The following is a 25,135-nucleotide window of genomic DNA, read 5'->3' on the forward strand; positions in this document are numbered from 1 at the left end:
GTTTTGTTGCTGATGTATATTGGGGATAAGGGTGGGTAATATGTATTGCGGGCGGGCTGTAAAATCATAGTTTGTTGAGGTGGGTCAACCCTCTCACTCTTCCTGAACGATTCGGCCACTCTGTATAATGAGTTTGATTTATTCAGAAAAGAAAGGTGTATCTATGAAAAATAAATTATTGTCGTTGTTGTTTCCGGTATTGCTGGGCGCCTGTGTGGTTCCGATTCCTGTGCCCCTGCCGTCGAATACGGCTCCGGCTGCACAAGCATTGGATGGTGCTTGGCAAATTACCGAAGCAGGCGGCCGTCCGATTAGTACGGAAGATGCAGCGATTCGGTTTAATCAGGCCGATAAGCTGTATAGCGTGACAACAGGCTGTAATAATTTGTTTGGCGGTTATACCGATGGCACAAACAATACGTTGCGTTTTGAAGAGGCTGCTTCTACTTTGATGGCCTGTCCGGATATGGAAACCGAGCAGCGTTTGGCCAATACTTTACGCGAAGTACGCGCTTATCGTTTTAAAGGTAAGTATCTGGAAATGACAGACACCCGCGGCACCATAGTGATCCGTGGTGTGCGTAAATAACGATAGCCAGTGAACAGGCTGTTTGGCGATATTTTTTCAAGCGTTGAGTGAAAAAGATAGCATATTCAGACGGCCTTGAAGGAATGGTTATCCGAATAAAAGCCCGACAATCATATTGTCGGGCTTGCTGTTTGTGTGTGTTTGGGTATTTTCAGACGGCTTTAGGCCGTCTGAAAACCTATTTTATTATGAAGTCGGATTAATCGAAAATATCGCGCACTTTGTCGAAGAACGATTTTTGGCGCGGTGTTTGCGAGCGTTCCATACCGGTGGAGATTTTTTCAAACTCTTCCAGCAATTCTTTTTGGCGGTCGGTCAGGTTAACCGGGGTTTCCACCAAGACATGGCAGTATAGGTCGCCCACTGCGCTGGAGCGCAGCGATTTAACGCCTTTACCTTTCACGCGCATACGGCGGCCGGTTTGGGTTTCTTTGGGAATGCTTAATTTGACTTTGCCGTCTAAAGTGGGCACTTCCACTTCGCCGCCTAATGCGGCAGTGGCAAAGCTGATGGGCATTTCGCAATGCAGATCCAAGCCGTTGCGCTCGAATGTTTTATGCTCTTTTACATGCACCACCACATATAAATCGCCGGCAGGCGCGCCGTGCATACCGGGTTCGCCTTCACCGCTCAGGCGGATTTGTTGGCCGTCGTCGATACCGGCAGGGATATTGACTTCAACCGTTTTGGTGGTTTTTACGCGGCCTTCGCCATGACATTTTGCACAAGGCTCTTTGATTTCTTTGCCGGTGCCGTGACAGGTCGGGCAGGTTTGCTGCATTTGGAAAATAGCCTGACGCACATGGATGGTACCGGTACCGTGACAAGTCGAGCAGGTGGTGGGCGACGTGCCGGGTTTTGCGCCTGAGCCGTGGCAGACATCACATTCTTCATAGGTAGGAATTGTGATGCGTTTTTTAATGCCTTTGGCTGCTTCTTCCAAAGTAATGCTGACGCGATATTGCAGGTCTGAACCTTGATAGCTTTGTTGGCGGCCGCCACCTGCGGCACCACCAAACATCTGGCTGAAAATATCGCTGAAGTCGAAGCCTTGCGCACCACTGAATCCGCCGCCAAAACCGCCGCCGAATCCGCCGGCACCCATATTGGGGTCGACACCGGCATGGCCGTATTGGTCGTATGCGCTGCGTTTTTGTTTGTCGGATAAAATATCGTAGGCTTTTTGAACTTCTTTAAATTTCTCTTCCGCTTCGGCATCGCCTTGATTGCGGTCGGGATGATATTTCATGGCAAGTTTGCGATAGGCTTTTTTAATTTCGTCATCGCTTGCGCTGCGGGCAACGCCCAGGGTTTCGTAAAAATCTTTGCTGCTCATAGTATTTATCAGGTAGAAGTATTGTGAAAATTGGCATATAAGTTAGGGCGGTTAAGCAAAAACTCAAGAGTAGGGCGGTATTTTTAACCGATTATTTTGAAACCGCAGCCCATTTCGGCCATCTTACTTTGGTTGGGTTTGGGTTGTTTGTTTTTTGTATCGGCCGATAATGTTTTCAGGCCGTCTGAAAATTTGTTCAGACGGCCTGAAAGTGTATAAGGCATTATTGATAATAAATTGTGGAAAACGCTTTATATCAAAGTAAGGCCGGATACACATATACGGAAAAATTCCGTTTTATTTAGTCGCTTCCTCAGCTGAATTTTTCACTGAATCGGCAGCTTCTTTAGCAGCGTTGATGGCATCTTTAGTGGCATCTTTGGCGGAATCCATTTTTTCTTTGGCTGCGTCCATTTTCTCTTTAGCCGAATCCATCGCATTGGCGGCAGCTTCTTTACCTGCTTCTGTGGTTGCTGCAGCCGCATCTTTTAATTTGTCGCCTGCATCTTTGGCAGCGTCTACCGCATTTTCAGCAGCATCTTTGGTTGCAGCGGCGGCATCTTTAGCCGCATCTTTGGTTGCGTCTACGGCATCGGTTGCCATTGCTTTGCCTGCTTCAACGGCTGAGGCGGCAGAAGCTTTAGCATCTGCACCCGCTTCTTTAGCGGCATCCATTGCACCGTCAACGGCTGAGGCTGCATCTTCTTTCATTTCTGCAGCATTGGTTTGTACGTCGGAAGCAATAGCACTTGCGGCCTCTTGGGTCTCTTGTTGTGCTTCTTGTGAACAAGCCGCTAATGCAGCTGCAGCCATAACGGCAACCAGAAATTTTTTCATCTTGATGATCCTTAATTAATTACTTGAATTTTTAACAATTGCCAACATTTGTTTTGCCAGCAGCAGGAAATAATATCATAATCAGACAATGCTTTAAACAAAAGTGTGTCATTTTTTAACAAAATTCTTTCGAAGAAAAAGCACAATAGGTTGACAGATTGAAATAGGGCGCATAAAATGCGCAGCTTATTCGGGTCGTTAGCTCAGCTGGTAGAGCAGCGGACTTTTAATCCGTTGGTCGAAGGTTCGAATCCTTCACGACCCACCAGATTTAAAAAGCCTAAACCATGTGTTTAGGCTTTTTTCATTGCTATATCCGTTTGGATAATGGAGTAAATAAATTCAGCTGATCGGCTTTTTATTCCTATTTAAATCGGATTTTCTGCTGAACTTTTCAAGTTATATTCTAGTCTTTTATCATAATCTATAAACATAATTTATTTTTAATCAATAAAAATCGGCTGAAAAACGATTAAGTTCGGTACAATAGCCCCCGCGTTCCTAATAATATTGATTTATGAATTCCAACCACCCTATTGATAACCGTAGTATCACTATTGCCTTATGTGCCGGAGAAGCTTCCGGCGATTTGCTTGGTGCCCATTTGATGGATGCGCTCAAGCAACGCTGCCCGAATGCCCGTTTTGTCGGTATCGGCGGGCCCCGTATGATGGCGAAAGGTTTTGAAAGTCTGTACGACCAAGAAAAGTTGGCGGTGCGCGGTTTTGTGGAAGTGGTGAAACGGCTGCCGGAAATTTTAAAAATCCGTAGGGGCTTGGTGAAAAGCCTGAAAAAAATCCGCCCTGATGTGTTTGTGGGCATTGATGCGCCCGATTTTAATTTGGGTGTGGCGGAAAAATTGAAAAAAGCCGGTATTCCGACTTTGCATTATGTCAGCCCTTCGGTGTGGGCATGGCGGCGCGAGCGGGTGGATACGATTGTGCATCAGGTTAACCGGGTGCTGTGTCTGTTTCCAATGGAGCCGCCGCTTTATCAGGATGCCGGCGGAAAGGCTGATTTTGTCGGGCATCCGTTGGCGCAGACCATGCCCATAGATGCAGACCGCGAAGCCGCCCGCAAGCAGATGAAAATCGAACAGTGGGAAACGGTGTTTTGCCTGATGCCGGGCAGCCGTGTCAGTGAAATCGACTATATGGCACCATTGTTTTTTCACACCGCCAAGCTATTGCTGCAAAGATATCCGAGTGCGCGTTTCTTATTGCCGGTGGCTACGGTAGCAACACGGCAGCGGCTTGTTGAAATTTTAAATCAGGGCGAATTCAGGGCATTGCCGATTCAATTAATGTCGGCGCATGCCGATTTGGCGTGTACGGCGGCGGATGTGGTGTTGGTAACCAGCGGTACGGCGACTTTGGAAGTGGCTTTATGCAAGCGGCCGATGGTAATCAGCTATCGGATTTCGCCGCTCACTTATGCTTATGTGAAGCGCAAAGTAAAAGTGCCGCATGTGGGGCTGCCCAATATTTTATTAAACAAAGGTGCCGTGCCCGAATTGTTGCAACATGATGCCCGGCCGGAAAAATTAGCGGCGGCAGTGGCGGAATGGTATGAATCGCCGCGTGATGTGGCTGCATTGCAGCAGGATTTCCACCAATTGCATCTGATATTGAAAAAAGATACTTCGGCATTGGCGGCGGAAGCGGTGTTGGCAGAATCGGGCGTGGCCGCAGCTGCTTGAATATAGCGTAACCAAATCGAAATAGCCGCTGTCGGTAAAGTTAAAATAATGCATCAGGCCGTCTGAAAATGTTTCAGACGGCCTGATTCGTTTAAAAACTGCTTGACAGAAAATAGGCTTATTCAAAAAAATATGCAAGGTTGGCGGCAGTATGATGACTATTGTTTATCCATTTTTAAAGATAAGGCCGTCTGAAAAAATAATTTGAATAATAAGGAGAAAGAATGGAACGCACTTTGTTTAGAAAAAGCACGGTATTGTTGGCGACTTTGGCCGCTTTCGGCTTGGCTGCGTGTGGCGGCGGTGATGAGTCGGCAAACTCAAATACCCAAACAGCGCAAAGCAGCGAGCCGGCGGAACAGCAGGAAGTGGTGATTGGCAACGGGGCGGAACCCGAATCGCTGGATCCGCAAAAAGTATCCGGCGTACCCGAAGCCAATATTCTGCGCCAAATGCTGGTCGGCTTAACCACGACCGACAACGACGGCAACACCGTTGCCGGTATGGCTGAAAAGTGGGAAAGTGCCGATAACAAAGTATGGACGTTTCATTTGCGCGATGCCCAATGGTCGAACGGCGATCCGGTAACCGCCGATGATTTTGTTTACAGTATGCGCCGCCTAACCGACCCTGCTACGGCTTCGCCTTATGCCAGCTATCTGGCGGATGCGAAAGTGGCCAATGCCGCTGCCATTATCGAAGGCAAAGCCAAGCCGGAAACGCTGGGTGTGAAAGCGCTCGACCCGAAAACGCTGGAAATCACGCTCACCGAGCCGGTGCCTTATTTTCCCGATATGCTGATTCACACTTCGGTAAAACCCGTGCATGCCAAAACGGTCGAGCAGTTCGGCAATAAATGGACATCACCTGAAAATATAGTTGTTAACGGCCCGTATAAACTCAAAGATTGGGTGGTAAACAGCCGCATTGTGTTGGAACGCAACCCGAATTATTTCGACGATGCCGCCACGTCTGTTAATCAGATTACCCTGTTGCCGATTTCTTCACCGCCGACCGATGTAAGCCGTTTCCAAGCCGGTGAATCTGACTTTACCTATAACGATATTCCGTCCGAACAGTTTCAAAGCCTGAAGCGGGATATGGGCGATCAGATGAAAGTGTCGCCTTATTTGTGCACTTATTATTATGAATTCAACCATACCAAACCGCCGTTTGATAATGCGAAAGTCCGCAAAGCGCTGCAATTGGCGTTAGACCGCGAAACCTTGGCGGAAAAAGTGGTTGGCCGAGGCGAAACCGCTGCCTATCAATTCACCCCGCCGGCTACGCAGGGCATGCCGACCTTTACGCCCGAATGGCAGCAGCAGGATAAAGCGCAACGGATTGCAACGGCAAAACAATTGCTGAACGAAGCCGGATATGATGAAGCCCATCCGCTCACTTTCGAGCTGCTCTACAACACCAATGAAAACCACAAGAAAAACGCCGTCGCCGCAGCCGCATTGTGGAAAGAGGCGTTGGGTTTTGTGAATGTGGATTTGGTGAACCAAGAATGGAAAACCTATCTGGATACGCGCCGCGACCAGCGTTTCCAAATGGCGCGCGGCGGCTGGTGTGCCGACTATAACGAAGGTTCGGCATTTTTAAATATTTTCAAATCCGACAACAGCAGCAACTACGGCAAATACAACAGCCCCGAGTTTGACAGCTTAATGATGAAAACATTGGCTAATGATGTCAGCCCCGAAGCGCGCGGCGAATTGTATCGTCAGGCCGAAGCGGTGTTGGATAAAGATGCCGCCACGATTTTTGTTTATCATTATGTTAACGGCCGCTTGGTGAAACCGCATGTGGACGGTTATTCCTTGAAAGACCCGCTGGACAACTGGCAGGTGAAAAACTGGAAAATCTTGAAGCATTGATATCAGGCCGTCTGAAAACGGTGGGGCGTAAAGCCAAACGCCCTGCCGTTGAATTGCTAAATAGGCCGTCTGAAAACCATGATAAGTTAATGGTTGTTTGAAAATCGTTTAAACACACAAACCGAAACCCGAACCGCCTTTTTCAACACAAACGCCAAGATAAGGCGTGTCGCCGGAAACGCGGCAGAATAGGGGCGTAAAGGTTTTTTCACTGCCGAAGGTTGTTATGTTCCGATTTATTATCCGCCGCATACTGGAAGCCATTCCCACGCTGCTGGTATTGATTACGGTGTCTTTTTTTATGATGCGGCTGGCTCCGGGCAGCCCGTTTACCGGCGAGCGCAACCTGCCGCCGGCGGTATTGGCCAATATCGAAGCCAAATATCACCTCAACGATCCCATCTGGCTGCAATATGCCGACTATCTCAAGCAATTGGCGCACGGCGATTTCGGCCCTTCTTTCAAATATAAAGACTATACCGTGAACGAACTGCTGTCGCAGGCGTTTCCCGTGTCGCTCGAAATCGGTTTTTATGCGTTTGTGATTGCATTTGTGGTGGGGGTGTCGCTCGGGGTGTTGGCGGCGTTAAAGCAGAATTCATGGCTGGATTACATCACGATGGGCGTGGCCATGACGGGGGTGGTGATTCCCAGCTTTGTGAAAGCGCCGTTGCTGGTGTTGGTGTTTGGGGTGTGGCTGAAATGGCTGCCGGCCGGCGGTTGGAACGGCGGTGCGTTGCCCAATCTGGTGTTGCCGGTGGCGGCTTTGGCCTTTGCCTATATTTCCAGCATCGCACGGATTACGCGCGGTTCGATGATTGAAGTGATGAACAGCCCGTTTATCCGCACCGCCCGCGCCAAAGGTTTGTCTACCCGCTATATTGTTTGGAAACACGCTTTGCGCCCGGCCATGCTGCCGGTGATTTCCTATCTAGGCCCCGCTTTTGTGGGCATTATTACCGGCTCGATTGTGATTGAAACCATTTTCGGCCTGCCCGGTATCGGCCAGCTTTTTGTAAACGGTGCACTCAACCGCGATTACGGCATGGTGTTGAGCCTAACCATTTTGGTGGGCGTGCTCACGATTGTCTTTAATATGGTGGTCGATATTCTTTATGCGGTTATCGACCCGAAAATCCGGTATTAATAATGAATCAGGCCGTCTGAAAAGTTTTCAGACGGCCTCTGCCGTATACGAAAAATAATATTGTTTAAAGGCACAACCATGATGTTCAAAAAAAAGCAGGCCGCCGCATTGGCTGTCGCACTCGACAGCGCCGCGCCCGATATTAAAGGCCGCAGCTTGTGGCAGGATGCGTGGCGGCGTTTCCGCCGCAACCGCGCCGCTTTGGCCAGCGGCCTGATTCTGCTGTTTATCTGTTTGTTTGTCATTATCGTGCCGCTGTTGGCACCTTTTGCCTACGACTATACCGACTGGGGCTCGATGCAGTCGCCGCCGTCGTTTGAAAACCAACATTATTTCGGCACCGATTCGCTCGGGCGCGATTTGCTCACCCGTGTGGCTATCGGCGGGCGCATTTCGCTGATGGTCGGCATTGCCGGCGCGTGGGTGGCAGTGTTGATTGGTGTGGTTTACGGGGCGGTGTCGGGGTTTTTCGGCGGCAAAACCGATATGCTGATGATGCGCTTTTTGGAAATTCTCAATGCTTTTCCGTTTATGTTTTTTGTGATTTTGCTGGTAACGTTTTTCGGCCGTAACCTTGCGTTTATTTTTGTGGCCATCGGCATGGTGTCGTGGCTGGATGTGGCGCGGATTGTGCGCGGGCAGACTTTAAGCCTGAAGCGTAAAGAATTTATCGAAGCGGCGCATGTGGGCGGGGTGTCGGATATCCGAATTGTGTTCCGCCATATTGTGCCGAATGTGTTGGGGGTGGTTGTTGTGTATGCTTCGCTGCTGGTGCCGGGCATGATTTTGTTTGAATCGTTTCTGAGCTTTTTGGGCTTGGGGGTGCAAGAGCCGATGACCAGCTGGGGCGCATTATTACAAGACGGCGCCAATACCATGCAGATTGCGCCGTGGCAGTTGTTGGTGCCGGCCGTGTTTTTAGTGGTAACCCTGTTTTGCTTCAACTTTATCGGCGACGGCCTGCGCGACGCGCTCGACCCGAAAGACCGCTAAATTCCTCAATATTATGTTTTCAGACGGCCTTTTAGCTTTTTAAAAGATAAGGCCGTCTGAACAGGAAAACCGAATGAACACACCATTATTACAAGTCGAAAATCTGGAAGTGCGGTTTCAAACCGAAGACGGATTGGTGACCGCCGTCAATAAATTAAACTTCGATTTATACGAAGGCGAAACCTTGGGGATTGTCGGCGAATCCGGCTCGGGCAAATCGCAAACCGCTTTTGCCATGATGGGGTTGTTGGCCAAAAACGGTAAGGCGGAAGGGGTTGTGCGTTTCAACGGCGACAATATTCTCGGCCTGCCCGAAAAAGCGTTGAACGCCATCCGCGCCCGCCAAATCGCCATGATTTTCCAAGACCCGATGACTTCGCTCAATCCTTATATGCGGGTAGGCGACCAGCTCGCCGAAGTGCTGCGCCTGCATAAAGGCATGGGCAAGGCCGAAGCTTGGGCGGAATCGGTACGCATGCTTGAAGCGGTGAAAATCCCCGAAGCGCAAAAGCGCATCAAAATGTATCCGCACGAATTTTCCGGCGGTATGCGCCAGCGTGTGATGATTGCCATGGCCTTGTTGTGCCGCCCAAAACTGCTAATTGCCGACGAACCGACCACGGCGCTGGATGTTACCGTACAGGCGCAAATTATGACCCTGCTCGAAGAATTAAAACGCGATTTCGGTACCACGATTATTATGATTACCCACGATTTGGGTGTGGTTGCCGGTATTTGCGACCAAGTGCTGGTGATGTATGCCGGCCGCACGATGGAATACGGCGGTGTCGATGATATTTTCTACCGTCCGTCTCATCCCTATACCATCGGCCTGCTCGGTGCCGTGCCGCGTTTGGACGGCGATTCCGATATTTTACCAACCATACCCGGCAATCCGCCCAACCTGTCGCATCTGCCTGCGGGTTGCCCGTTTCAAGAGCGTTGCGCTTATGTGGCAGACATCTGCCGCCATGAAGAGCCAATATTGACGACATGGGCAGGGCAGCGCAAACGTGCCTGCCATAGGCCGTCTGAAACTTTAGAAGGAGTACGGGCATGAGCGAAACCCTGTTATCGGTACGCGATTTAAAAGTAAGCTTCGATGTTAAACCCGATAATGCTTGGTTTTGGCAAAAACCGGCGGCGTTAAAAGCGGTGGACGGCGTATCGTTTGATTTGAAAGCCGGCGAAACGCTCGGCATTGTTGGTGAATCCGGCTGCGGCAAATCCACGCTTGCCCGTGCCGTTATCGGGTTGGTGAAAGCCAAAAGCGGCAGTATTTTATGGGAAAACGAAGAGTTAACCACGCTTTCGGCCAAGGCTTTACGCGAAAAACGGCGTGAAATCCAAATGATATTCCAAGATCCGCTGGCGTCGCTCAATCCGCGTATGACCATCGGCGAAATCATTGCCGAGCCGCTGAAAACGTTTCATCCGCAATACGGCAAAGCTGAAACCGAGCGGCTGGTTAAAGAAATGATGATAAAAGTCGGCCTGCTGCCCGATTTAATCAACCGTTATCCGCATGAGTTTTCAGGCGGCCAGTGCCAGCGTATCGGCATTGCCCGTGCGCTGATACTGAAGCCTAAGCTGATTATTTGCGACGAACCCGTATCGGCATTGGATGTATCCATACAAGCGCAAGTAGTCAACCTGCTCAAAGCGGTACAACAAGAAATGGGGCTGACGCTGATTTTTATCGCCCACGATTTATCGGTGGTAAAACACATTTCCGACCGGGTGTTGGTAATGTATTTGGGCAATGCCGTTGAGTTGGGCACTGATAGCGAAGTTTACGGGCGGCCCGCCCATCCCTATACCCGCGCACTGATGTCGGCCGTGCCGCTGCCCGATCCGGAAGCCGAGCGCAATAAGGTGATACAGCTTTTGCCCGGCGACCTGCCCAGTCCGATAAATCCGCCCAGCGGTTGCGTTTTCCGTACCCGCTGTCCGCAAGCCGACGGCGATTGTGCACAAAGCCGGCCGCAATGGTTGGGGCAGGGCACCCACTTCACGGCTTGTTTGAAAAACAAAGCGGCGTAGCAAACGGCGGCAAACAGGCCGTCTGAAAATATACGCATCCTTAACCACAAGCTTTCAATACAGGCGGAATCTATCCGCCTGTCTCTATATTCATTATTCATTCAGATAAAACCACCAATATATCAATCCGCGCTTAAACCCAACGGTATAGGCCGTCTGAAACCGTTCAAATACTATTTATAGCGTACTTTTTTGAAACCCATCGACTGGAAAATGGATTACGGGAAGTGGGGAAGTAGCCGCGTACAGCCGCACCGTATTTCAGACGGCCTCCGTTCTGCTATGGATTTATTACCAATAGGATGGAACAATTTCAGATAATGGCTATCGTGATAGTTTAAGAAAAATGTTAATTTATTTTAAGTTGATGTAATAGGCCGTCTGAATGTTTTCAGACGGCCTGTTATATCAATTGAGGGGTATAAATTCTAACTTTCCAAATGAATAAACTTATCTATTTGGTTTTTAATTGTTATTTTCGATTTTTATGGTTTCTATAAAAATATTAATTGTGAAAATTATTATTAAAAATAAAATTAGGCATATAAATTGCATGTAATTAAATATACTTATTTTTAATTATTGTAAAAGATAGTTTTGAAAACACAATGATATATTCATAAATAGATGATTTTTTTAACAAATATAATTAATATAATTTTATTTATTATATTTTTATAAATTATCTTTTAAGACATATTTTGTGTATAAGTGACAATAATTGTCAGTTTTATAGTACATAAAGTGACCGTTTTAAATAACCGGGAAAAGATGACAGTCTTTAATCACAGAGAGAAAAACCATGAATAAAAGTTATCGTAGTATTTGGAATGAATCATTAGGCGCATGGGTTGCGGTTTCTGAAATTGAAAACGCTAAAGGAAAGCCCGCAGGCAGTCGGATGGAAGGTGCTGCCCGTAAAGGCGGAAGCATAGGATTAAAAGCCACCTTGCGCATGATTCCGTTTATGTTGTTGGCCATGGGTAGCCAAGCTTTTGCAGCCAATACGAATGTTTATTTTAATGATGGTAATGATAATACCTGTGTGTATGTTAATGAAAATGGTGGTAGTTCAAATATTGCATTGCAAAGCAATAATGCTAATTGTAGTCCGTCTAATAAAACAACTCAAACAGACCATGCATTGTTTTACAAGCAAGATGGCAAAGTTGGTTTGACTATGAGTGGTCAGCTTCATGTGACCAGTGGTGAGATTGGTTTGGGTGGAGCGCCGAATAATAATGGTAAATTTGTTATCGGTTCGGAACCAACATTAGCTGAAAAGGCAAATAATGGTAAGGGTTCAATTGCTATTGGTGCCAGTAATAGTACAGCGACCAAAGCATCGGGATCGGATAGTCTCGCGATTGGTAACGGTTCAGAAAGCTCTGGTGAGCAAGCAATCACATTGGGGCGTAGGAATATTGCCAGTGCGGAAAATGCCATAGCTGCTGGTATTGAGTCTCAGGCAAAAGGAACCAACAGTATTGCAATGGGTAATAAGTCTCGCGCAGGGGTCAATAAGGCGGGTGAGACTCAGGCTGGTTTAAGAAACGATGTGGCAATTGGTAACGGCACAGTGGCCTATGGCGGCAGTACGGTTGCTTTGGGTAACGATGCAAATACGTCTAGTCAAAGTGCCATTGCGATCGGTGACGGTGCTTCGGCAAGAGGGGGTCGTACGATAGCAGTGGGTAATGGTGCCAATTCCACAGGAACAGAAGCAATTGCCGTGGGTATTGCTGCGAAATCCCATGCGTGGCGTACGATTGCCCAAGGGGCGGCTACAGAGGCTACTGCAGATGAGGCTATTGCTATTGGTAATTCCACTAGAGCGACTGACGTGAAAACAACAGCTGTCGGTTCGTCTGCCAATGCGAGCGATGCAAGGGCTTCTGCATTTGGTTCGGAGTCTTTGGCTTCTGGCGAGAGAGCTCTAGCAGCAGGTTTTGCTGCTCGAGCCACCGCATTCAAATCTGTTGCTTTAGGAGGTGGGGCTAACTCAGAAAATTCTTTTTCAACAGCTTTAGGTAATGAAGCGCATGCAGAAGGAAATAAATCAGTAGCATTGGGTGCATTTGCCCATGCATTAGGTAATCAAAGCGTAGCATTAGGCAGTGGAAATACTGGTGGTGCAGGTGCAAATGCAGAAGGTGACCAATCTATAGCAATAGGTGGAAATGTTAACGCAGAAGGTAATTCAAGTATTGCTATTGGTGGCGATGACTTAGATAAGATTGCTACTGAAAATCCAACGGCAGCTGAGAAATTAAGAAGTTTAACTGGTGTAGAAATTAAAGAAAAAGAATATTTTAATACCAGGTCTCAAGGTGATGCTTCTGTCGCTATAGGAGTGAAGACAGTTGCATCGGGACATTTATCTACAGCTTTTGGTACTTTCTCGGAATCGTCCGGTATTGCATCTGTTGCTTTGGGCATTGGTTCTAAAGCAACAAAAGATGGCTCTGTTGCTTTGGGTGCGGGCTCGAAAACAGATGGAACGGCACAGTATTTTCCGGAGGCTACGGTCAAAACTCTGGATGAGACAGGTGCTGAAGATGGTGGCGAAGTTACTTATACAGGTTTCGCAGGCGGAGCAAGGGTCGGTGAAGGAGATCAGGTTTCGGTTGGTTCCGCAGGCTATGAGCGCCAAATTAAAAATGTTGCACCAGGTGCAATTAATAAAAATTCTACAGATGCTATTAATGGTTCGCAATTAGCTGCTATTGTCGGAAAAGGACAATACCAAACGCAAAATTATTTTCATGTCAATGAAGCCAATCCAAATCAGGGAGCAGGAAATCCTACAACCAATTTCGGGAAAATCCGTGATAAAGCGGGAGCTTTGGGCGAGTATGCTTTAACCGCAGGTGTCAATGCGGTAGCTCGGGGAAGTGAAGCAATATCTTTAGGTCATAGTTCGACCGCGGCAGGCTTGAATAGTGTTGCTTTAGGTAGAGAATCAAACGCTCATGTAGAAGATGGTATAGCTATCGGTTATCAGGCACAAACAAACGATGACATTCCTCTTACGCCTAATAATGCTGATTCGTATATCGGTTCGATTGCCATCGGCCGTAACTCACATACATCAGGAAAAGCGGCCGTTGCAATGGGTCTGAATACTAAAGCTTACGGACGCGGAGCTGTTGCTATCGGTGACTATGCAAATGCCACTTCAACAGGGCAGGCTATTGCTTTGGGTGCCGGCTCAGTCTCTAAAGGCGTCGGTTCGATAGCGATAGGTTCTGGTTCGAATACATCAAAAACTTTATCTGTGATTATCGGTAGTGGTACTCAAGCTACTGTAGAACGGGCTGTAGCATTAGGCGCGTCAAGTGTTGCCGATGTAGCAGGTGGTCAGGAAGGTGTGGATCCGCTAGGAACAGATGTAGCTAAAAACAATAGCACATGGACGGCGACAACCTCTGCCGTATCCGTAGGTAAAGGTACTGAGATAACTCGCCAGATTACCAGTGTGGCAGCTGGTACTAAAGACACCGATGCGGTCAATGTGGCTCAATTAAAAGCTGCAGGTTTTAAACTGAATACTACTTCTTCTAACGGTGGAGAAGTATCCGGTCAAGGGGAAGAAAAGGTACAGAATGGTGAGACAGTCACTATTGATGCCGGTAAAAATATTAAGATTACTCAAAATCAAAAGAAAATTTCCGTTGCAACTAAAGACGTGGTTGAGTTTGACAAGGTAACGGCAGGTAACACCGTACTTGATGATTCGGGTGTATCAGTAGGCGGAAACGTTTATGTGAGCGATGCCGGATTGAATGCCAACAATAAAGCATTGAAAGACGTAGCGGCGGGTAAAGACGGAAAAGATGCGGTCAACGTATCGCAACTGAATCCTCTTGCTGAAGCGCTGGGTACGGAAATCGATCAGGCAACCGGTACCATCAACAAACCGTCGTTTGTGGTAAGCAAAGCCGATGGCGGTCAATATGATGCGGCACCGACGCTTCAGGAAGCTTTTGACCATGTAGGCACCGAAATTCGTAAACCGATTACTTTTGCCGGTAATAGCGGGAATACCACCAAAAAGCTGGGAGAAAGCCTGACAATTCAAGGCGGCCTGGATAATAGTGCGGCCGCATCGGACAAAAACCTCCGCACCAAAGTGGAAAACGGAGTGATGAGTATCGAGTTGGCGGAAAGCCCGAAATTCGGTAATGTCACAATCAACAATGACGGTAAGATTACCGGTTTGGCGAATGGTGAAGCACCGACTGATGCGGTAAACAGAAGTCAGCTGGATGCAGCGGCAGCGAAGGCGGCGAACAAAGTCGAAGCCGGTAAAAACATTACTGTGGATGAGACGCCCAATAAAGACGGTAGCACTACTTATACCGTTAAAACCAAAGATATAGTTGAATTCGACAAGGTAACAGCAGGTAACACCGTACTTGATGATTCGGGTGTGTCAGTAGACGGAAACGTTTATATCAGCGATGCCGGATTGAATGCGAACGACAAAGTAATCGGCAATGTAGCGGCAGGTAAAGGCGGAAAAGATGTGGTGAACGTATCGCAACTGAATCCTCTTGCCGAAGCGCTGGGTACGGAAATCGATCCGACTACAGGAGAGGTTGCAGCCCCGTTATTTGTGGTTACTAAAGCAGACGGTAGCAAATATGATGGCACACCGACTATTCAGGGTGCATTGAATAATATCGGCACTGAGATTCAGAACCCGATTACCTTCGTCGGTGATGATGAAGCGAATAAGTTCGATCGTAAGTTGGGCAGCCAAGTCAACTTGAAAGGCGGCGCCGACAAAACCAAACTGAGCGATAATAATATCGGTGTGGTATCCAATGGTACAGATCGTTTGGATATTAAACTATCTAAAGAATTGAAAGAACTGACCAGTGCCGATTTTGTTGATCAGGCAGGTAACCGCAGCACATTAAATGGTGACGGTATCACTATTAATCCAGCCAATAATGGTACGCCGGTAAGCTTGACTTCAAGCGGTTTGAACAACGGTAATAATGTGCTTTCCGGCGTAGCAGAAGGTGTGAACAATACTGATGCAGTCAATAAGGCTCAATTGGATAAAGCGGCAGCGAAAGCAGCCAATAAAGTTGCGGCTGGTAAAAACATTGAAGTGGAAGATGCAGCCAATCCGGATGGTAGCACCACTTATACTGTTAAGACAAAAGATGAAGTCGAGTTTAACCGAGTAACGTTGGGCGATACGGTTATCGATAAAAACAGCGGCGATATTGTTGGTCTGAAAAACACCGACTTGGGCGGTGATACCTTTGCTAAAAACAAACGTGCGGCAACCGAAGAGCAGTTGAACGCTGCTCAGGATAATCTGAAAACCATTTTGGGCGGTAATGCAGCTAATGATAAAGGTAAAATCACAACGACCGATATCGGTGGTACCGGTGCGAACACTATTCATGATGCCATTAAATCAGTACGCGAAACAGCCAATACCGGTTGGAATCTGACTGCACAAGGCCAGAATAAAAGCAATGTGGCACCGGGTGATACGGTTGATTTGAGTAACGAAGATGGCAATATCGTCATTACCAAAAAAGTGGATAGCGAAGATATTACTTTTGATTTGGCTAAAGACATTAAAGTAGACAGTCTGGCAGCAGGCGATACTGTATTGAATAAAGACGGTGTGAAAGTCGGCAACAATACCGCACTAACTTCAGACGGCCTGAAAATAGGTACGGATAACGGTACTAAAGCTCCCGTAGTGTTAAATGCAGACGGTCTGAATAATGGTAATAATGCCATTACCAATGTGGCTGCTGGTAAAAATAATACCGATGCGGTTAACGTATCCCAACTGACGCCTGTGGCTAAGGCTTTGGGTATGAGCTTTGATGTGGCAAACGGTACAGTTAGTGCACCTTCGTTTGTGGTTACCAAAGCAGACGGCAGCAAATATGATGGCACACCGACTATTCAGGGTGCATTGAATAATATCGGCACTGAGATTCAGAACCCGATTACTTTCGTCGGTGATGATGAAGCGAATAAGTTCGATCGTAAGTTGGGCAGCCAAGTCAACTTGAAAGGCGGCGCCGACAAAACCAAACTGAGCGATAATAATATCGGTGTGGTATCCAATGGTACAGATCGTTTGGATATTAAACTATCTAAAGAATTGAAAGAACTGACCAGTGCCGATTTTGTTGATCAGGCAGGTAACCGCAGCACATTAAATGGTGACGGTATCACTATTAATCCAGCCAATAATGGTACGCCGGTAAGCTTGACTTCAAGCGGTTTGAACAACGGTAATAATGTGCTTTCCGGCGTAGCAGAAGGTGTGAACAATACTGATGCAGTCAATAAGGCTCAATTGGATAAAGCGGCAGCGAAAGCAGCCAATAAAGTTGCGGCTGGTAAAAACATTGAAGTGGAAGATGCAGCCAATCCGGATGGTAGCACCACTTATACTGTTAAGACAAAAGATGAAGTCGAGTTTAACCGAGTAACGTTGGGCGATACGGTTATCGATAAAAACAGCGGCGATATTGTTGGTCTGAAAAACACCGACTTGGGCGGTGATACCTTTGCTAAAAACAAACGTGCGGCAACCGAAGAGCAGTTGAACGCTGCTCAGGATAATCTGAAAACCGTTTTAGGCGGTAATGCAAAAAATACCAACGGTAATATCACTATAGATGATATCGGCGGTACCGGTGCGGGCAATATCAATGACGCGATTAAATCAGTACGCGAAACAGCCAATGCCGGTTGGAATCTGACAGCCGAAGGTAAAAACAGCAGTAATGTTGCGGCCGGAGAAACGGTTGATTTGAATAGTGCCGATAAAAATATCGTTATTAGCAAAGCCGACGACAGCGATAAAGTTACTTTTGATTTGGCCGATAACATTAAAGTAGACAGCGCCACTGCTGGTGATACCGTATTGAATAAAGACGGTGTGAAAGTCGGCGACAGTACCGCACTCACTTCAGACGGCCTCACAGTCAAAGATGATGCATCCGGTAAAACCGTTAAGCTGACGGCTAATGGATTGGATAACGGCAATAATGTCGTTGCCAACGTGACTGCCGGTAAAAACAATACCGATGCGGTAAACGTATCCCAGCTGAAGCCTATGGTTCAGGCTTTGGGTATGAACGTTGATCCGAATAGCGGTACGGTAAGTGCACCTTCATTTGTGGTGTCGAAAGTTGATGGTACATCTTACGATGGTGTGAATACTGTTCAGGCAGCTCTGAAACATATCGGTACCGAAATCAGACGACCGATTCATTTCAACGGCAATATCGGCAACGTTTCCCGTAAGGGTGATGAAACATTGAATATTCAAGGTGGCTTAAGCGATAGTGCGGCTGCTTCCGATAGAAATATCCGTACCAAAATAGATGGTGAAACCATGTCCATTGAATTGGCAGAAGCTCCACGCTTCGGTAATGTCACTATTAACGATAACGGTAAGATCAGCGGTGTGGAAGCGGCAACTGTTGCAGCAGGTAGCAAAGAAGCAGTTAACGGCGCCCAACTCTATAAACAGGGTAAAGGTGTAGAAAACATTATCGGCGGTAAAACAGTTTATAACCCCGATAACGGTACTTATACCAATGCCGATATTGGCGGAACTGGTACAGACAATGTTAATGATGCCATTGCCGCGGTGAGAGACTCTGCAACTGCAGGTTGGAATCTGACAGCAGAAGGTCAAAATAGCAGTAACGTGGCGCCGAGCGATACGGTTGATTTAAATAACACGGACGGCAATATCGTCATTACTAAAAAAGCAGACAGCGATAATGTTACCTTTGATTTGGCTAAAACTATTAAGGTAGAGAGTCTGACCGCAGGCGATACGACGGTTAATAATGACGGCGTTAAAGTCGGCGACAATACCGCATTGACTTCAGACGGCCTCACTATTAAAGATGCTGCAAGCGGCCAAACTGTCAGCCTGACAGACAAGGGCTTGAATAACGGTGGCAAGGTGATTTCAGGCGTAGCCAACGGTTTGGTTGCCCAAGGTAGCCAAGAAGCTGTAAATGGTGACCAATTGTTTGCCGTGGATCAGAAAGCTGTGGCTAATGCTGAAACCTTAAGCCGTGGTTTGGATTTCGCCGGCAACAGCGGTAATTTCAACCGTACATTGGGTGAACGGGTAACCGTTAAAGGCGGTTTGGATAATAAGGAGGCTGCTTCTGATACCAATATCCGTACGGTTGCCGACAGCACCGGTAATATTCAAGTATTGCTAGCAGATGCGCCAACCTTTAAAGGCAAGCTGACCGCTCAAGGATTGGATGCGGGCGGCCAGAAAATTACCGGTGTGAAAGATGGTGAAAATGCCGGTGATGCCGTGAATATTGCCCAATTGCAACGTGCTTTGGAAAATCAAGCCATTACACAACAATCATTGGTACAAGCTAATTCACCGTTCTCTTATGTGAATTCGAAAGGCGAAGTGCTTGCCCGCCAAGTGGATAAACAAGGTAACGAACACTTTGTTAAAGTAGAAGACGGTTCTGAATATACTGAAAAAGATATCACGATTTCAGCTCTGAATCCGATTGATCCGCAAACAGCGGTACCTACCGTGGTGGGTAATATTGCCGATGGTAAAAAAGCTAACGATGCCGTTAATGTGGGTCAGCTGAAGAATGTTGTGAAATCGTTGGGTGGTGGTGCTGAAGTTAATCCGGACGGTAGCATTAAAGATCCGGTATACAACATCACTAAAAATAACGGTGGCAATGCAACTGTTAACAATATCGGTGATGCATTGGGCTTATTGAATGATGAAATCAATAAACCGTTAGTATTTGTCGGCGACAATAACACCGTTAAGGTAGCGCGCAAACTGGATACCGAATTGGCGGTTAAAGGTGGGGCAACCGGTAAGTTAACTGACAACAATATTGGTGTGACCGGTAATGCCGACGACAACAGTCTTGAAGTGAAACTGGCTGAGAATATCAACTTGGGTAAAGATGGTAGTGTGACCACAGGCCAGACCGTATTGAATAACGACGGTGTGAAAGTGGGCAATAACGTGGCATTGACTTCAGACGGCCTGAAAGCAGGTGATGTGAATATCACTTATGCAGGTATTGATGCGGGCAATAAGAAAATCACCGGTGTGAAAGCAGGTGAAAATGCGACTGATGCGGTTAATAAAGCCCAGCTTGATGCTGTTCAAGCTGCAGCCAGCAATAAAGTGACTGTAGGCAAAAACCTGACCGCAAAAGAAGTTAAAAATGCCGATGGCAGCTTAACTTATAACGTAGCAACGGCTGATGATGTGGCATTCGACAGTATTGTAGCCGGACAAGGTGACAATCAAGTATTGTTGAACAACAAAGGCGTTAATGTGGGCGGCAATACCTATCTGTCTGATAAAGGTGTCAATGCCAACAATAAAAAAGTCGCCAATGTTGCCAAAGGTGATATTGCGGAAGACAGTACCGACGCTGTTAATGGCAGCCAGCTGTATCAAACTGCGGATTCGGTGGCGAAACTGTTGGGTGGTAATGCCAAAGTTTCACCGGAAGGCAGCTTGAATATGACCGATATTGGCGGCACCGGTGCTAACAATATCAATGATGCCATTCAGTCGTTGAACCGTTCGGTAGCAGGTGCGAAAGTAACCGTTGCCGCGGGCGACAATATCGTGGTGGATAAAACTGTAAAAGCCGGTGGTGCTACGGATTATGTGGTTTCTACAGCCAAAGATTTGAAGGTTGATAGCGTAACAGCAGGCAATACCGTATTGAACGACAACGGATTGTCCATTGCCAATGGCCCGAGTGTTACGGTAAACGGTTTGGATGCAGGAGATAAAAAAGTTACTAATGTGGCAAATGGTGAGGTTTCGGCAACCAGTAAAGATGCCGTAAACGGTAGCCAACTGTATCAGGCATATCAGGTGTTAGGTGGTAACAACACTTCTATCAATACCAAAGATGCACCTGCTAATAATAGTGGCAACGGTAACACTACCCCAGCCGGTACAGTGACGACTGTGGTAACCAATGCTGATGGTTCCAAAACTACGACAACGGAAATCAACCAAAAAGTAGCTGTTTCTGCAGATAAAGGTGGTAATGAATATACGCTTACTACGTATAACGTAGAAGGACAAAACACGTATGTTACCAATGATGTGATTCAAGCTATCGGTAAGATGAACGAACAGGGTATTAAGTTCTTCCATACCAACGACGGTGAAGTAAAACCTGTTGTACAAGGCAGCAATCAAGAAGACTCAAGTGCTTCCGGTGCTTACGCGACAGCTGTCGGTTATCAAACTTCAGCCAGTGGTAAAGGCTCGTTGGCTCTGGGTAATACCTATACTGTCGTGGATCAAAATGGCAATGCTGTACAAGACAGCAATGGCCAGGCTCAGACACAGCGTACCCAAGCAACAGGCGTAAATGCCATTGCGATCGGTAGTGGTGCCCAAGCCAATGAAACCAATACCATCGCCATTGGTACAGGTAATATCGTTAACGGTAAGCACTCAGGTGCCATCGGTGACCCAACGATTATTAAAGGAGATAATACTTATTCTGTTGGTAACAACAATAAGGTAGACAGTAGTAGTACCTTTGTATTCGGTAATAACGTAACGAAAACGATGGATAATTCGGTAATATTGGGTGATGAATCAGCTGCAACTGAGATCCATACAACGGCTAAAGGCGGTAACTACACTTATGCCGGAGTTAATGATGCCAATGTTGCCGGAGTGCAAGATGTTAAAGGCGTTGTGAGCGTAGGTGCTGAAGGCCAAACCCGTCAGGTGCAGAATGTTGCCGCCGGTGTCGTATCGCAAACCTCAACCGATGCGATTAACGGTAGTCAGTTGCACCATACCAACGCCGCGATTAATGCCGTAGGTAACCATGTTGTGAATATGGGTAACCAGCTGAACCAGAAAATTGATGATGTGGAAACACGTTCCAATGCAGGTACCGCTTCCGCTATGGCCGTTGCAGGCTTGCCGCAAGCTTACATGCCCGGTAAGAACATGATGGCAGTTTCTGGTAGTAGCTATCGTGGACAAAGTGCTTATGCCATTGGCTACTCTAGTATTTCCGATAATGGAAACTGGGTAATTAAAGGCACGGCAACCGGTAATTCACGTGGTCACTATGGTGCGACTGCCGGTGTAGGTTATCAGTGGTAATTTAACTGTTCAGACGGCCTGAAGCAGGCCGTCTGAAACAATAAGGAAATCCGATATGCAAACAAAAACAATCATAAAACAAGGCACAAGCCTGCTGATGGCTGCTGTGCTGGCCGCTTGTGCAACAAAAAGCGATGTGAAAACCGATGGTACGACAGACCACCCTGTTTTTCCACCAGTAAATGAAGTGTCATTTTCATTTAAGCATCAAAAAGGTACATTCCCTACGGCGGATGAATTAGCTCAGATTAAAGCGGGTATGACTAAAGATCAGCTTTATAAGTTAATTGGCCGTCCCCATTTTGATGAGGGTATGTTTCACGTACGTGAGTGGGACTATGTATTCCATTTTCACACACCCGGGCAAGGTAAGGATAATGTAACAACATGCCAATTCAAAATCTTATTTGATTCGAATAAGTATGCACGTAGTTTTCATTGGAAAGCAGTAGATCCTCAAAATGCAACCTGTCCTGCGTCTGCATCAGTTGAGGTGATGCCGCAACGTTATACGTTATCTGCAGATGCCTTATTCGACTTTGATCAAAGCGATATTGAACATATACGAGTAGAAGGCAAAGCAGAGCTTGATGAACTGGCCGATAAGCTGAAAACAGTCAGCTATAAGCGGATTAATGTGATTGGCCATACCGATCATTTGGGGGCGGAAGGCTACAATCAGATGTTATCAAAACAACGTGCCGATGCAGTACGCGAATATTTGTCGTCACGAGGTGTGGATAAAGATCGGATTCGTACGAGGGGAGCAGGTGAGTCACAACCGGTAAACCAGTGTATGGAAAATATGGACCGTCAGGCATTGATTGCTTGTCTGGCACCAAACCGTCGTGTTGAAATTGAAGTGGAAGCAACAAACTAGAAATAAATTTACTTCAAAATAGTATGAAAAAGGCCGTCTGAAAATATTTAGACGGTCTTTTATGTAGATTAAAGCACTTTAGCATTTTAATAGAAATTAAAATAATCCTATCTGTTCGGGCAAATCTTGTTGGGTATGTGTGTCTGATGAAGATCGTTGTAATTTGACACGACGTAATGCTATGAGATGCATGACTTGGTGTTTTTGTGCATCAGTCATATTCTGCCAATAAAGGCGCTCTTGGCGGCTGCGCAGGCATCCTTTGCAATAACCTTTATTATTGACTTCGCAAACGCCGATACAGGGGCTGGGAATAGTGAAAAACTCAAGTTGTTCCATTATTTTGCAGAAAAATATAGTAAGCCTATTCTGCTTGAAAAAACTAGCTTATACAATCTTTTCCGTTGCATTTTGTTATATGGAACATAAAAAATATAAAACGGCCCAAATGTAATATTCGGGCCGTCTGAAAGAAAAAGTATAAATTAATGTAATTCGCCACTTTGACGCTTAGCTTTAAAGTCTCGTGTTTCTTTAACAATCACACCAGACAGAAGAAGCAGGGCGATTAAGTTTGGAATTGCCATTAAACCATTAAAGGTATCGGCCGCCAGCCATACCAGATCTAAACTTGCGATAGTACCAATCATCACGCTGGCAACATAAATAGCACGGTAGATATTGGCAAATCCTTCACCAAAAATATAGGCGGCACATTTTTCTCCATAGTAGCACCACCCCAAAATAGTTGAGTAAGCAAAGAAGATCAAACCAATAGTCACTATCCAACCACCAGGCCCGGGTAATAATTGGTCGAATGCAGTCGTAGTGAGAGAAGCACCTGTTAATTCAGGTTTGATAAACTCACCACCGCTACCCATTAAGCCCATTACCAAAACAATACCGGTAATCGAACATACGATAATAGTATCTAAAAATGTACCGGTCATAGATACCAAAGCTTGGCGCACAGGGTGGTCTGTTCTGGCGGCAGCTGCAGCAATAGGGGCGGAACCCATGCCGGCTTCGTTTGAAAATACACCACGTGCAACACCGTAACGGATAACGCTACCGATGGCACCGCCGGCAACCGCTTGGCCGGTAAAGGCGTCACTGACAATCAGTTTGACAGCAGGTATCAGTAAATCAAGATGCAGGAAAATAATAATCAGGCCGCCGGCAACATATAACACAGCCATAATCGGTACAATAAATGAAGAAGCAGTGGCAATACTGCGAATACCGCCTAATACAACGATCGCTGTTAAGATGGTTAAAACAACACCGGTGTAAAGTGGATCAATATTAAAACTGGTTTGAATGGCTTGGGCAACGGAATTAGATTGGACAGAACTACCGATACCGAATGAAGCCACAGTTCCGAATAAAGCAAAAGCATAAGCCATCCATTTCCACTTACTGCCTAAGCCGCGCTCAATGTAATACATGGGGCCACCCGACATTTCTCCCTTTTTATTGGTAGTACGGTATTTTACGGCCAATACACCTTCACCATATTTGGTTGCCATACCGAATATAGCGGTAATCCACATCCAAAATACAGCACCCGGTCCTCCGGCGACAACTGCTGTGGCGACACCGGCAATATTACCGGTACCAATGGTTGCGGAAAGTGCAGTCATCAACGCACCGAAATGTGAAATATCACCATCATGATCACTACCGTCCGCTTTCTTGCGGTGAGGGAAAAATGCCTGCTTCAGTGCAAATCCCAACATAGAGAATTGCAGACCCTTTAACATAATAGTTAATAAGATGCCGGTACCGACAAGCAGTACCAACATTGCAGGCCCCCAAACCCAGTTGCCAACGGTCGTAAAGAACTGACTCAATGCTTCCATAGTTACTCCTGATTGTTAACATTTTGTTCTGATGTGTGCATTTCAGCATAAGGCGTAAAGAATTGCAAGCCTGAGTTAATTAGGCAGTAATTAGGGCAGGGTAGATTGAGAATATGGCAATTAAATTAATTTATTATGTTCAGATTTTGACAATTCCATATCTTAATATGATATTAGGTGGTTTATATTAAATTATTTATACGAATATTTTATAAAAGATTGCAATATGACAAGAAGCCGTCTGAAATATTCAGACGGCTTCTATTTGTTTTATAATTTTAATTATTATTTATAGGGTTAGTGTAGTACAACATCAGCTTTTAAGTTAAATTTTGGAATCGGTACAAAAAAACGATCGCCGTAACTATCCTCAAATTCATAACTGCCCTCCATAGAGCCCCAAGGTGTGGTTAGGCGTGTGCCGCTGCTATAATTATAATGCTCACCCGGATACAATACGGGCTGTTCACCCACTACACCGACACCTGATATTTTTTCCACTGCACCGTGTGCATCAGTAATTTCCCAGTGGCGGTTTCTTAAGGTAATCACGTCGTCACTATGGTTGTGAATCGTAATATCATAGCCGAAAACATAGTTATCTTTAGCAATATTGCTTTCTTCAACCAAAAAACAGGGCTCTACAATAATTTCAATTTCATTCATCTTTGTGTCCAATTTCTTTTCAGACGGCTT

General features: G+C 46.4%; 15 protein-coding genes, 1 tRNA gene and 1 pseudogene. 11 read left to right on the forward strand and 6 right to left on the reverse strand.

Annotated elements, in window-relative coordinates; genetic code table 11:
• Positions 1-163: 163 nt before the first annotated feature.
• Positions 164-589 carry an META domain-containing protein gene (locus D0T92_RS02140; RefSeq protein WP_191963654.1) on the forward strand — a complete coding sequence of 142 codons (426 nt, stop codon included), beginning with the start codon at positions 164-166 and terminating at the stop codon, positions 587-589.
• 199 nt (positions 590-788) lie between these two features.
• On the opposite strand, the gene dnaJ is transcribed toward D0T92_RS02140, so the two are convergent.
• From dnaJ to D0T92_RS02150, 3 genes and pseudogenes are all read right to left on the reverse strand, one after another.
• Complete coding sequence (gene dnaJ / locus D0T92_RS02145) at positions 789-1,925, reverse strand: molecular chaperone DnaJ (protein WP_151049789.1); 1,137 nt, start codon at positions 1,923-1,925, stop codon at positions 789-791.
• 83 nt (positions 1,926-2,008) lie between these two features.
• A complete protein-coding gene (locus D0T92_RS11335; protein ID WP_191963655.1) occupies positions 2,009-2,149 on the reverse strand; it encodes a hypothetical protein in 141 nt (46 codons plus the stop codon).
• A 253-nt stretch (positions 2,150-2,402) separates the two neighbouring features.
• A pseudogene (locus D0T92_RS02150) lies at positions 2,403-2,762 on the reverse strand (Ag473 family lipoprotein); the annotation flags it as partial.
• A gap of 192 nt (positions 2,763-2,954) precedes the next feature.
• On the opposite strand from D0T92_RS02150, the gene D0T92_RS02155 reads away from it, so the two are divergent.
• The 10 genes from D0T92_RS02155 to D0T92_RS02195 all read left to right on the forward strand — a co-directional run bounded on the left by D0T92_RS02155 (position 2,955) and on the right by D0T92_RS02195 (position 22,577).
• A tRNA-Lys gene (locus D0T92_RS02155) sits at positions 2,955-3,030 on the forward strand.
• Positions 3,031-3,279: 249 nt separating this feature from the next.
• The gene (lpxB, locus tag D0T92_RS02160) at positions 3,280-4,461 is read left to right on the forward strand and encodes a lipid-A-disaccharide synthase (protein WP_151049793.1); all 1,182 of its coding nucleotides are present in this window, start codon (positions 3,280-3,282) and stop codon (positions 4,459-4,461) included.
• A gap of 224 nt (positions 4,462-4,685) precedes the next feature.
• Entirely contained in the window at positions 4,686-6,344 is a 1,659-nt protein-coding gene (locus D0T92_RS02165; protein ID WP_151049795.1) for an ABC transporter substrate-binding protein, read from the forward strand.
• Positions 6,345-6,570: 226 nt separating this feature from the next.
• Positions 6,571-7,491 carry an oligopeptide ABC transporter permease OppB gene (oppB, locus tag D0T92_RS02170; RefSeq protein WP_151049797.1) on the forward strand — a complete coding sequence of 307 codons (921 nt, stop codon included), beginning with the start codon at positions 6,571-6,573 and terminating at the stop codon, positions 7,489-7,491.
• 78 nt (positions 7,492-7,569) lie between these two features.
• Positions 7,570-8,484: an oligopeptide ABC transporter permease OppC gene (gene oppC, locus D0T92_RS02175; RefSeq protein ID WP_151049799.1), complete on the forward strand. Its 915-nt coding sequence runs from the start codon at positions 7,570-7,572 to the stop codon at positions 8,482-8,484.
• A gap of 73 nt (positions 8,485-8,557) precedes the next feature.
• Positions 8,558-9,544, forward strand: coding sequence for an oligopeptide ABC transporter ATP-binding protein OppD (oppD, locus tag D0T92_RS02180; protein WP_151049801.1), 987 nt, complete (start codon positions 8,558-8,560; stop codon positions 9,542-9,544).
• Positions 9,541-10,527, forward strand: coding sequence for a murein tripeptide/oligopeptide ABC transporter ATP binding protein OppF (oppF, locus tag D0T92_RS02185; protein WP_151049803.1), 987 nt, complete (start codon positions 9,541-9,543; stop codon positions 10,525-10,527). The genes oppD and oppF overlap by 4 nt, the downstream gene beginning before the upstream one ends.
• A gap of 192 nt (positions 10,528-10,719) precedes the next feature.
• Entirely contained in the window at positions 10,720-10,848 is a 129-nt protein-coding gene (locus tag D0T92_RS11690) for a hypothetical protein (protein ID WP_263641692.1), read from the forward strand.
• Positions 10,849-11,329: 481 nt separating this feature from the next.
• Positions 11,330-21,697: a YadA-like family protein gene (locus D0T92_RS02190; RefSeq protein ID WP_151049805.1), complete on the forward strand. Its 10,368-nt coding sequence runs from the start codon at positions 11,330-11,332 to the stop codon at positions 21,695-21,697.
• Positions 21,698-21,752: 55 nt separating this feature from the next.
• Entirely contained in the window at positions 21,753-22,577 is an 825-nt protein-coding gene (locus tag D0T92_RS02195; RefSeq protein WP_151049807.1) for an OmpA family protein, read from the forward strand.
• A 96-nt stretch (positions 22,578-22,673) separates the two neighbouring features.
• Here D0T92_RS02195 and D0T92_RS02200 read toward each other — a convergent pair whose 3' ends face one another.
• The 3 genes from D0T92_RS02200 to apaG all read right to left on the reverse strand — a co-directional run bounded on the left by D0T92_RS02200 (position 22,674) and on the right by apaG (position 25,105).
• Positions 22,674-22,916, reverse strand: a complete 243-nt coding sequence (locus D0T92_RS02200) for a DUF1289 domain-containing protein (RefSeq protein WP_151049809.1) — start codon at positions 22,914-22,916, stop codon at positions 22,674-22,676.
• Positions 22,917-23,062: 146 nt separating this feature from the next.
• Positions 23,063-24,439 carry an alanine/glycine:cation symporter family protein gene (locus tag D0T92_RS02205; protein ID WP_151049811.1) on the reverse strand — a complete coding sequence of 459 codons (1,377 nt, stop codon included), beginning with the start codon at positions 24,437-24,439 and terminating at the stop codon, positions 23,063-23,065.
• A 297-nt stretch (positions 24,440-24,736) separates the two neighbouring features.
• Complete coding sequence (gene apaG, locus D0T92_RS02210) at positions 24,737-25,105, reverse strand: Co2+/Mg2+ efflux protein ApaG (RefSeq protein ID WP_151049813.1); 369 nt, start codon at positions 25,103-25,105, stop codon at positions 24,737-24,739.
• Between the last annotated feature and the right edge of the window lie 30 nt (positions 25,106-25,135).

It is taken from the genome of Neisseria zalophi, assembly GCF_008807015.1.
GTDB lineage: Bacteria > Pseudomonadota > Gammaproteobacteria > Burkholderiales > Neisseriaceae > Neisseria > Neisseria zalophi.